The organism is Neobacillus novalis NBRC 102450 (genome assembly GCF_001591805.1).
GTDB lineage: Bacteria > Bacillota > Bacilli > Bacillales > Cytobacillaceae > Neobacillus > Neobacillus novalis.
Map to the genome: position 1 here is coordinate 1 of NZ_BCVP01000071.1, position 8720 is coordinate 8720.

The 8720-nt window shown below is 36.8% G+C and carries 12 protein-coding genes and 3 pseudogenes; 2 read left to right on the forward strand and 13 right to left on the reverse strand.

What is annotated here, in order from left to right:
- Positions 1-246 (forward strand): alpha/beta hydrolase family protein (locus tag BANVL01_RS25955; RefSeq protein WP_156482425.1); only part of this gene is annotated, 246 nt, incomplete at its 5' end.
- A 183-nt stretch (positions 247-429) separates the two neighbouring features.
- On the opposite strand, the pseudogene BANVL01_RS28835 reads toward BANVL01_RS25955, so the two are convergent.
- The 4 genes and pseudogenes from BANVL01_RS28835 to BANVL01_RS25970 all read right to left on the reverse strand — a co-directional run.
- Positions 430-567: pseudogene (locus tag BANVL01_RS28835) on the reverse strand (mechanosensitive ion channel family protein); the annotation flags it as partial.
- Positions 568-629: 62 nt separating this feature from the next.
- A complete protein-coding gene (locus BANVL01_RS25960; RefSeq protein ID WP_066086659.1) occupies positions 630-1535 on the reverse strand; it encodes an RpnC/YadD family protein in 906 nt (301 codons plus the stop codon).
- A 161-nt stretch (positions 1536-1696) separates the two neighbouring features.
- Positions 1697-2095: a hypothetical protein gene (locus BANVL01_RS25965; RefSeq protein WP_066086655.1), complete on the reverse strand. Its 399-nt coding sequence runs from the start codon at positions 2093-2095 to the stop codon at positions 1697-1699.
- A gap of 978 nt (positions 2096-3073) precedes the next feature.
- The gene (locus BANVL01_RS25970; RefSeq protein ID WP_066086652.1) at positions 3074-3352 is read right to left on the reverse strand and encodes a GNAT family N-acetyltransferase; all 279 of its coding nucleotides are present in this window, start codon (positions 3350-3352) and stop codon (positions 3074-3076) included.
- 361 nt (positions 3353-3713) lie between these two features.
- Here BANVL01_RS25970 and BANVL01_RS28895 point away from each other — a divergent pair, with 361 nt between their 5' ends.
- Complete coding sequence (locus BANVL01_RS28895) at positions 3714-3890, forward strand: hypothetical protein (protein WP_169803227.1); 177 nt, start codon at positions 3714-3716, stop codon at positions 3888-3890.
- 154 nt (positions 3891-4044) lie between these two features.
- Here BANVL01_RS28895 and BANVL01_RS25975 read toward each other — a convergent pair whose 3' ends face one another.
- The 9 genes and pseudogenes from BANVL01_RS25975 to BANVL01_RS27960 form a co-directional block, all read right to left on the reverse strand.
- Positions 4045-4338 carry an Ada metal-binding domain-containing protein gene (locus tag BANVL01_RS25975; RefSeq protein ID WP_066096433.1) on the reverse strand — a complete coding sequence of 98 codons (294 nt, stop codon included), beginning with the start codon at positions 4336-4338 and terminating at the stop codon, positions 4045-4047.
- Between the two features lie 16 nt (positions 4339-4354).
- A complete protein-coding gene (locus BANVL01_RS27610; RefSeq protein ID WP_156482426.1) occupies positions 4355-4513 on the reverse strand; it encodes a hypothetical protein in 159 nt (52 codons plus the stop codon).
- A 56-nt stretch (positions 4514-4569) separates the two neighbouring features.
- Positions 4570-5172 carry a LysR family transcriptional regulator substrate-binding protein gene (locus BANVL01_RS25980; RefSeq protein ID WP_369689625.1) on the reverse strand — a complete coding sequence of 201 codons (603 nt, stop codon included), beginning with the start codon at positions 5170-5172 and terminating at the stop codon, positions 4570-4572.
- A 5-nt stretch (positions 5173-5177) separates the two neighbouring features.
- A complete protein-coding gene (locus tag BANVL01_RS25985; protein ID WP_066086648.1) occupies positions 5178-5738 on the reverse strand; it encodes a hypothetical protein in 561 nt (186 codons plus the stop codon).
- A 281-nt stretch (positions 5739-6019) separates the two neighbouring features.
- Positions 6020-6166, reverse strand: coding sequence for a hypothetical protein (locus tag BANVL01_RS27615; RefSeq protein WP_156482427.1), 147 nt, complete (start codon positions 6164-6166; stop codon positions 6020-6022).
- A 26-nt stretch (positions 6167-6192) separates the two neighbouring features.
- Positions 6193-6384, reverse strand: a complete 192-nt coding sequence (locus BANVL01_RS25990; RefSeq protein ID WP_066086646.1) for a 4-oxalocrotonate tautomerase — start codon at positions 6382-6384, stop codon at positions 6193-6195.
- Between the two features lie 50 nt (positions 6385-6434).
- The gene (locus BANVL01_RS25995) at positions 6435-7223 is read right to left on the reverse strand and encodes a 2-keto-4-pentenoate hydratase (RefSeq protein ID WP_066086645.1); all 789 of its coding nucleotides are present in this window, start codon (positions 7221-7223) and stop codon (positions 6435-6437) included.
- Positions 7224-7234: 11 nt separating this feature from the next.
- Positions 7235-8262 (reverse strand): annotated as a pseudogene (gene dmpG, locus BANVL01_RS26000) (4-hydroxy-2-oxovalerate aldolase).
- Positions 8263-8440: 178 nt separating this feature from the next.
- Positions 8441-8720, reverse strand: a pseudogene (locus BANVL01_RS27960) (hypothetical protein); the annotation flags it as partial.

Sequence of the window (8720 nt, forward strand, 5' to 3'; positions counted from 1 at the left end):
GAAGTTTCACCGATCAATCATGTGAAAAATACAAAAGGAAAATCCTTCTTCATCATCCATAGTAAGACAGATAAAGCTATTCCTTATGCCGAGAGCGAAAAATTATTTCAATCAATCTCATCCAATAACCATAAAGAATTGTGGCTGACGAAAGATTGTGAGCACATTCATTCGTATCGCTTAAATAAAAATGAGTATACACGCCGCGTACTTAAGTTCCTAAATAAGTACTTAAAACTTGACTAAAACGGATATGGGAGAAATCTAAAAACAAGTTAAAAAAAACGCTCCGCTATCATAAACAATCATAATAAATGAAAAAAGGGACATACCCCCGCTGCGCTAACACGTTAGCACACTTGAGGTATGCCCTAGGAATTCAGGCCCTATAGTTCATTACTTCCCTCCTCGACTCATTCACAATCGCTTTCAAATCATGCCCGATGGATTTTGGAATATGCGAAGTCCAAACTCCTGTGCGACGGCGAAAAGATGGTCAAAGACATCTGCTTGGACCGATTCGTATACCGCCCATCTTATATCATTTGAAAATGCATAGATTTCTAGTTTTTTCCAGCTCTACATTTATACCGCCATTTATCCTCTGTAATTTATAAATTAACATCTATTTACAGTTGCTCAATCTCCTCCATTTTAAGTCCAGTAATTTCAGCAATTTCTATTATTGGCTTCCCATTTTCTCTCATTCTTTTTGCGACCATCCTAATTGCTTCAAGCTTCCCTTCTTTTCTTCCTTCTTCTCGTCCTTCTTGCCTTCCTTCCTCAAAGCCTTCTAGTTTCCCAAGCTCCCTCCCTCGTCTTTCATAAGAATTCATTATTTCCATTACTTTATCGGCCTCTGTTCCACTCATCTTCCTCACCTCTTCTTTTACTTTTTGTTCTTCATCATCTGTTAACTGTAGGTAGGTATCGAAGAAACCCATAATTAACGTCTGCCTTGCTGGGTCCAATTTCAAGCGAAGGAGCATAAATAAAAACTGTACTTTTAACTCTGTTCTCTCTCTGTCAGTATATCCCATTTTACTTAAAAGTGCCGCTGCGACCGGGTTATTTTGGCGAAGATAGTTTCGCCAATTTTCCTTTTTTAATTGAATGGTCAAATAACGGAAATCCAATACTTGTAGAAATGGAAAATCCAATGAAAACGAATCTGGTTCTTTTCTTTTCGAATCATGGCTGAAGATTGTAATAGGAAGGATTTTTCTGCGATACTTTTCATAGAGGCGTCCGAAGTAGATAAACATTCTTTCATTAAAATTGTACTGATATTGCGCTTGACTTTCAACGTGGATAACGATTAATCCATCCTCTCCCTTTAGCTTGGTTTCAACTAATAGGTCAATTCGATATCTTTCACCTTCCGTCACATCTGTCACAATTTCTTCAGATAAAAATCGAAAATCCTGAAAATCAATTTCCTCATATATCGTGGGATAGAATAACAGAATAAATTCTTCAAAAAATGTTGAAATCAATTCTTTAAATAATCGATCATGATCAATGTGTGATGCCATTGTATCCAACTCCAATTTTTATTTCCTCTCGTCAATCATTTACAGAAGCATTATGCGCTTTCCTCTACCACTCATCAATTCCGGTTAGAGAATACAAATTTTTTAATCAATAAAAAAATTTGTCATGGTATTTCACTATAAGGATCGTAATTATACTTCTCTTAATATTCCTCAAAAGATAAATGAAACTTTTCCGGAGGTTGCCCGAAAATAATATCGAATCTACCATCCTTAAAAAGGACGAGATAACTCTTTTTTCGTTTAATTTTCTTACTCATAAATAGCTTTTTGTATTTATTAATTTCTATGTCAGATAAGGGACTATTTAACAATGTTTCGGTCAATCTACCATCTCGTCTAGTTAATACTAGCACCCCATACCCTTTATATTCCTTTTCATCAAAATAATGCTTTCCAACTTTGACATCATATTTCAACTCTCTTATCAAGTTGTAGCCGCAGCAATCACAATAAACATACTTTTCATTCGTCAAAAAATCATCATCTTCGACCGCCACCCTTCCGCACTGTGGACACGCTTTTAATAGAAGAAAATCCATTTTTTAACCCTCCTTTTTTGTTCATTTCAAACCAAAACTGATTCACAATTAAATAAAGTATGCTTACCAACCTATACCGCAATCATTAATTACCTGGTCACCCAATATATGCTGTTAAATTAAAAAATAAAAAGATTACTCGTCAGAATAAATAAAGGAAATAGAGGTTTGTGTGATTTACAAAAATTTGAAGAGAAAATAAAGAAGAATGATAAAAGAAGATAAAAGCAATTTAATATACTATTAAATCACTTCAATTAAGGGCTCTTTTTAACAAAACTGTCAAAACCCATCAGGACGCCAATATGAACTTTATTTATTGTTTACTAGTAAAAAATTAACCAGTAATGGTTTATGAGATGCTCTAGAAGTGATTTGGTACGACATTTTCATTCATATTTTTTCCTCCTTCGCCGTTTTTATGGAAAATACCCGCCAAAATTATCCTATCATAATTAAGATTACTTTCCTCAACCATAATGTGATAAAATTTTGACTATTTATCACAGCTCATTCAAATGGTCGTAATTGAAAACAATCTAGAATAGTTCTTTAGAATTTCCGTTTTGTAATTATCTGCATATGTTAAAGCACTGAATACTTAATAGCGAAAACTGGCCTCACAAATGGTCTTTTTTTAGGTTGTCTTCGTAAATATTATTGTTTCTTGCTAAAGAAAGAGGTACTTTCGGTGTAAAGTTACACATTTAAACTATTTCACATGATTTATCTGCGGTAAATTAGCATATATCTGCGATGCCATGCAACTTATCTGCGATAAAGACATATATATCTGCGATTCCAAGCAATTTATCTGCGAAGCTTAGAAAGCAACAATCTATTGAGTCTATTTTTAATTCAGCTGCAAATAAACGCTCATTTGCTGTACAATAATTTCATAAGAAATGGGTGCCCGACACCGCTGTATAGTGTCAGGCACCCATTAATTTGTTCAATTTGCCTTTTTAAGCGCCCTTTTTAGTTTGCAATGACATTCTTATATTTATCGGGTTTTCTTTTAAATAGAGCAACTGCAAACGAACAAACAGGGACGATTTTTTTGCCTTCTGATTTCATCTCAGCTACTACACAGTCCACCAATTGTTCCGCTACTCCCTGTCCCCTTAGGCTGGAATCTACAAAGGTATGCGTTAAAAGTACTTGATGTTCTCCATCAGGTTCATATATGACCTCAGCCAGTAACTTACCGGTCTCATCATTTTTATAAAAACGATTATCCTCTTTTTTAAAATCCATATTAAATTCTCCTTTCTTCCACTTTCATTATTTTACCATTTTTTAATTTTAACACCATATCAAAAAAGTTTCCAAACGAAAAAAATCCTACCAAAATGGAAAACGCAATAAAAGGGTCAGACCAGCTCACTAATGCGTTATCACGTCAGGGCTCCAAATCTAGTTCTTTAGACGATGCCTTCTTAATTCGCGTGATCAGCTATTAAACAGTTTTCTTTTCTATTTCTATAGGTTATAATTGTCCTAATGAATCATATAATAAAAAAGACCGTTGGTGCTGTAACACCATACGGTCCATGCAATAGCAGGTTCCCTTCAAGGGAATCAGCATGAAGCGGAAAATAATCCACCCAAGGCTGGTATGAACTCAAGGGTGGATTATTTTTTATGGTTAAATGACAGAATGGCTACGATCAGGCTTGCAAATGCAATCGTAATCATAAGTGTTTCAAATACTGTCATTCAGCATCACCTCCTTTCTGCTGGAAGTGTGCCGACCACCCTTAAGAAATCCTATTCTATTGCTCTTACATTATAACATTATCAAGAATTACAGAACATACATTCTATGAATTATTTTCTTATCTATTTGTTCTATTAAATCCGATCCCTACCTAAGTCCATTTAAGAAAGAAGTGCACCTTCCAGATTTCTGGTTTGTGCCTAGCTTTTTACTCCTTAAAAGATACAATTTAATGGTTAGTCTGCAACGTTTTCCATATTTTATATTTCTCACGCTGGCATGCGGCGCAAGGTCTGAATCCAGCTTCTATTGCAGTTTGTTCATCCGCAAAAAATACCCTATCTTTAACATACCCCCACTTAGCGATGGCACGTAAGGCAGCAGGACAATCCATTCGACCGTATACTTTAGTTTTTTTATTACCACCATATGTTCCTGGAGTTTCACTTTTATAAAGTTTCTTGTCGGCCCCCATAAGTGTATATGTTTTATGAAGGTTCCTGTTTTCCGATCTCTCACTCATTCCATTACCCCCAATATCATTCATCGGTGCACCTATCCTGGTATTCCTCGTATTTTTCCTTCATCCAGCCTGATAGTTCATCGAAACCCATTTCTTTCATCATTTTCTCATGGCCATCCATTATTTGTTGCAATAATTGATGTTGCTGATTAATTCGCTTGTAAGCTTCCTCCAATTCTCCTTTTTCTACTCAAATTTCAAAACATAATATTTAACATTAAATATTTCCTTTCATATATTTTTATTACTTTTTAGAACCTCAGCTCCCGGAGTCCTTCCCTCCCATTCCTGTGCATGTTTTATAAATGTTTTCATGGCTTTTGACTTGGTTATTCGATTACTAATAACAAGTGCTGTGGTATGGTTGATTGGTTTCTCAAGCCTGATTAATGAGATATTAGCCTTTGAAAAATAATCAGCTTCCTTTGATGTTAATAGTGAGACACCTAATCCTTCAGCAACTAGCCCCACAATAATATCTATTTGACTGCTTTCATGAGTAATATCTGGTGTAAATCCGGCCCTTTTACAGGCCTCCATGCAAATTTGAAAAAGAGTACTTGCTTTATTCATTAGGATAAACGGTTCATTCTTAACCTCTGATAGACCTATAGGTTCTAGATTTGCAAAAGGGTGCAACTTTTGGGTAATTAATACCACTTCATCCTCTATCATTGGATAGGCCGATAATGTCTCTAGCTTGTCAAAGTTTCCAGGCAGGTCAATAAAGGCCATATCTAGTTCTGCTTTTTTTAGAAGCTCAATTAGTTCACTACTCATCTTTTCAGTGATTTCTAATAAATATCGAGATATTAGAGGAACAGAAACATATATCTTGGTTACTTAATTATTTTAATTAGCTTAATCTCACTATTTTTAGGAATTAGTTCAGTAATGTTTTCAAAATTATTGTCTATTTTTTGATGTTCACGGTTACCTATTTCATATTTCATAAAAGAACAGCAAAATAGCTTACGCTCAACTCTTCCCTTTTCCCCAATTAAATTGAACCATCCTTGTCCAACATAAAAAGGATTCGTCAGCATTCTATCAACAACATAAGATATACGGTCATTTTCTTCCTTTGTTTCAAATTTTGTTTTTGACGAAAGAGCCAAAACAAAATAATTATTAAACCTGTCTAATTCAAGTAATTCAAGATGGTATCTTTCATACTGCTTTTGATTGAATTCCATCAGAACCGTTTTGATACTTTTTTCAACATCTATATCATATTTACTAGCATCCCTCCAGTTTGACAAGCGAGAATTATAAATAGAGAGTGTCAGGATATAATGTGAGGAATAATTTTTCGGATCAAATACTTCGTTACCATTTGTCATTTCACCGACCGGTGTAACAATAAACTTTTTATAGTCCGCAAAAAAAGCTTCGTTCATACCGCATACCTCTTTCATACATGGATTGGGATGGATGGATGGATGAATAAATTGGTTCCGATCCTTTGCTTTCTGAATAGTGAAATATATTGTATTATATATTCATTATTAAAACTTAAAATCCTGCTTTTTCTTCCAATAACCAACATTTTTCGTGCATTTTAATCAAAAAGTCCTATTTATTACAACGATTTGTTTTTACAATTTAAGATGCATCGAAAATAAAACAAGGGGACAGTACTTCTGCTTCATTACAGCAAAAGAACTGTCCCTGTGCTTCATTATTTTGTTCCTTTATCGACTCCATATGGTTTGCCAAATTCACTGAATTTGAAATCGCCAAGTAAGTTGTCTGGTGTATTAAAATAGATATTGGCATCTTCGATTGGGTCGTTGATTACCGGAGTTCCATAGCGGAAGTAGGACATTTGTGTGCGGCAATGAAGCCCCTTATTTATTTGCCCAGTTGTTTAGCTGATTTCCCGCCAATTCCCCAATGAGTTTTCGGTACTTCTGTAACCAGAATCCGAATATTTTCCTTCGGAGCATCTAATGTTTCCGATACGGTAGCGGTTACATTTTTGATTAACGCTTCAATTTTTTCTGGAGGACGGCCCTCCATCATGCTGATTTGTATAAGTGGCATTTTCTCGCCTTCCTTTTGTAAAATTTATTAAATTTGAGAGAACCTGCTTTTTATTTGACAAGCAGGTTCACTTCACCGAGCCCTTCTCCAAATTTAGCGCAAACATGATCCCCTGACTGGATACGAACGGCCGCTGTAATACCGCCTGTTAGAATTGGTTCGCCTGCTTTTACTGATTTACCTTTTTTTGCAAGCATATTAGCTAAGCGGGCAACGGAATTTGCTGGATGTTCTAAAACATCTGCCCCCGTTCCCATTGTGGCAACTTTTCCGTTGATCACAAGGGAAACTCCGAGTGTATCCAGGTGCATACCTTCGACGCTTCTGATGGTTGTCCCAAATACAGCCCCTGCTGCAGAGGTGTTGTCTGCAATAACGTCTGGTAATTTGAAATCAAAGTTTTCATAACGGCTATCAATAATTTCAATACCTGGGAAGACATAATCTGTTTTTGCTAATACTTCTTCAGCGGTTACATTTGGTCCAGTTAAGTCTTCTTTCAATACGAAGCCAATTTCAGGTTCTACTTTTGGATGGATATAATCTGAAACATGAATGGTTTCACCATCTTCGACCTGCATATAATCAAAGACATAGCCATAGATAGGATCCTCAACATGCATTTGTTTCATTTTTGCTCCACTTGTTAGGCCCATTTTAGGCCCAGCAATTTTATGTCCTTCAGCTAACTTTTGTCTTACAATTTCTTCTTGGGCGAGGTATGCGTCCTCGATGCTGAAGTCGGGATACACTTCCTTTGTTAAACGGACAACTTCTCTTTTTTCCTTTTCGGCACTGTGTAAGAAATCTGCTACTTTTTTAATCGTTTCTGTATTCATTGGAACCTCCTCTAAATAGCTGTTGTTTGCTTCTTTTTCGCTGCAATTTCTGCTGCAACATCTGCAATCATATCCTCTTGTCCGCCGACAACTTTCGATTGCCTAATTCAATTAAGATTTCACAAGGATCGAGGCCAAACTTTTCCCTAGCCCGCTGTGCATGCAGTCGGAAGCTTGAGTAAACACCGGCAAACCCTAGTGTCAGGCTGTCCTTTGTAATCTCTTGTGGGCCATGCATAATGGGAGCCACAATATCTTCAGCTGTATCCATCATTTTGTATAAATTGATGCCAGTTTTAACACCAATTTTCTCAAGGGTGGCGCATAGGACTTCTGTTTGGGTATTCCCGGCACCTGCACCTAAAGCACGGATGCTGCCATCAATACGTGTTGCACCCGCTTCAATTGCGGCCAAGGTATTTCCCATTGCAAGCCCTAAATTGTTGTGGGCATGGAAGCCAACTTCAATGTGTAAGGCTGCTTTCAAAGCTTTTATCTTTTCGGTTACTTGGGCAGGAACCATTGCACCTGCTGAGTCTGTTACATAAACAATATCCGCGCCATAGCTTTCCATTAATTTTGCTTGTTCTACTACTTTTTCAACCGATGCCATATGTGCCATCATCAAGAATCCGACTACTTCCATTCCCAAGTTCTATGCATTTTCAATATGTTGTTTGGAAATATCGGCCTCGGTTACATGTGTGGCGACACGAACCATGTTTGCACCAATAGTATGTGCTTTTTCTAAATCTTCAACAGTTCCAATCCCCGGTAAAAGTAAAACGGAAATCTTGGAATAGTCACATACATCAACAGCTGCTTTGATTAATTCAAATTGATTGACTTTAGAAAGCCCATATTGCAGAGTTGAGCCGCCAAGTCCATCACCATGACTTACTTCGATATAAGGAACTTTTGCATCGTTTAAGGCTCTAGCCACCGCTGTAACCTGTTCTACTGTGAATTGGTGGGCTACAGCATGACTCCCATCACGAAGCGCAACTTCAGTTATTATAACATCCACATTTTCTGCCAATGACTTTCCCTTCTTTCTATGCTTCTTGTTTCACTTGTAATCTTTTACTAACAAATTCTTCAGCCACTTTTACCGCTGCGGCTATGAGTATCCCCATAGCTAAAGCTAGGGGTTTCGAAAGATTAAGCCAAAAAGTCGCATTGTCTTTTCGTGGGCTACCACAGGTCCCGCTAATACATCAGGCCGAAGCCTTCAGCTTTGCTTTTTTCTTCCGTTTTGCTTTTTTCTTACTTTTCAGGATGATGATTTTCTTAGGAGATTGAAGGAATTGTTTTCTATCAAGCCCTTCAAAGGCACCAGATACATGTTTCCGAACAATATTGAACGCCCCATTGACATCGGCGTGTATTTGAATATTTGACCCTGTGATTTTGTAAAAGGCTCTTTTCACTCGCTGTCCGCTAAAAGTTGTTTGGTGTTCCTCACCAAATGTCGGAATCGGGTCCTTTGTTATAAAA

What these genes read in the sequence shown, in the direction of transcription:
- BANVL01_RS25960 (WP_066086659.1), bottom strand. Translation starts at nt 1,535, where the DNA reads ATGGCATCACACATTGATCATGATCGATTATTTAAAGAATTGATTTCA.
- BANVL01_RS25965 (WP_066086655.1), bottom strand. Translation starts at nt 2,095, where the DNA reads ATGGATTTTCTTCTATTAAAAGCGTGTCCACAGTGCGGAAGGGTGGCG.
- BANVL01_RS25970 (WP_066086652.1), bottom strand. Translation starts at nt 3,352, where the DNA reads ATGGATTTTAAAAAAGAGGATAATCGTTTTTATAAAAATGATGAGACC.
- BANVL01_RS28895 (WP_169803227.1), top strand. Translation starts at nt 3,714, where the DNA reads ATGAACTCAAGGGTGGATTATTTTTTATGGTTAAATGACAGAATGGCT.
- BANVL01_RS25975 (WP_066096433.1), bottom strand. Translation starts at nt 4,338, where the DNA reads ATGAGTGAGAGATCGGAAAACAGGAACCTTCATAAAACATATACACTT.
- BANVL01_RS25985 (WP_066086648.1), bottom strand. Translation starts at nt 5,738, where the DNA reads ATGAACGAAGCTTTTTTTGCGGACTATAAAAAGTTTATTGTTACACCG.
- BANVL01_RS27615 (WP_156482427.1), bottom strand. Translation starts at nt 6,166, where the DNA reads ATGTCCTACTTCCGCTATGGAACTCCGGTAATCAACGACCCAATCGAA.
- BANVL01_RS25990 (WP_066086646.1), bottom strand. Translation starts at nt 6,384, where the DNA reads ATGCCACTTATACAAATCAGCATGATGGAGGGCCGTCCTCCAGAAAAA.
- BANVL01_RS25995 (WP_066086645.1), bottom strand. Translation starts at nt 7,223, where the DNA reads ATGAATACAGAAACGATTAAAAAAGTAGCAGATTTCTTACACAGTGCC.